Genomic DNA, 930 nt, shown 5'->3' on the forward strand with positions numbered 1-930 from the left:
GGCTCTTCTGACATCGTTTGAGCCAATCTTCACGTTAAAGCGTACAGGCCGAGGTTGGGTTCGGGCAGTGTGCTTTGCCGGATCTTGAGCTTGAAGTAATCGGTATCCAGCAGTCCTCGAGCCCGTTTTCGGATCATGCCGATGGCCACGTTGCCGGCCTCCAGCCGGGCGGTGGTTATGGGGTATTGGGCGTAGTAGCAGATGCCTTGTTGGTGTGTGCGCAGCATGGCCGCGAAGCGCCGCATCGGCGCCAGTCCCGTGGCCTCGGCTAGCGCGCACCAGTGCGCCAGGCGCTGGGCCATCTCGGTGTGCGTCGCCGGCGCCTGCCAAAGCTGTTGCAGTTGCTCCTTGAGGCTATAGACCGCGTGCAGATTCGTGTTGGCCGCCAGCAACTCGTCGAGGCGTTGGCTCTGGCGTTCACTCAGGCGCCCAACGTTTTTGAGCAGCAGGTAGCGGCTGCCGGTCAGCAGTGGCTTGTCGGCGGCTTGGGCCCGCTTGAATTCGGCCCGGCGCACTTGGTCGATGGCCTTACTGTAGTTGGCCATCACGTGAAAGCGGTCATAGACAATGGCGGCCTGGGGTAGGCTCTGGGCCACGGCGTTTTCGAACGCCGGCCACATGTCCATGGCCACCGCCTCGATGCCCGCGGCGGACTCGGGGGAGAGCCGGTCAAGAAAATCCAGTAAGCCGGCCTTGGAGCGGCCCTCGGTGACCCACAGCAGGTGCCCGGCCTCCAGGTCGTAGACCAGCGTGAGATAGTCGTGGCCCTTGGCACGGGCGACCTCGTCGATGCCCAGATAACGCACCCCGGTGATGTCTTCTGGGTGCAGCGCCGGCAACTCAGCAGCCAGTGTGCGCGCATCCATGGCCTTGACCGTGCGCCAGGCCAGGCCCGTGTAGCGGGCTACCGCATCAATCGCCATGTGCCGG

The 930-nt window shown here is 64.1% G+C and carries 1 protein-coding gene; it reads right to left on the bottom strand.

The features are described from left to right. Positions 1-29: 29 nt before the first annotated feature. Positions 30-930 (bottom strand): ISL3 family transposase (locus tag RM531_RS15975; protein WP_311660721.1); only part of this gene is annotated, 901 nt, incomplete at its 5' end.

It is taken from the genome of Spectribacter acetivorans, from assembly GCF_031846305.1.
GTDB lineage: Bacteria > Pseudomonadota > Gammaproteobacteria > Nevskiales > Salinisphaeraceae > Spectribacter > Spectribacter acetivorans.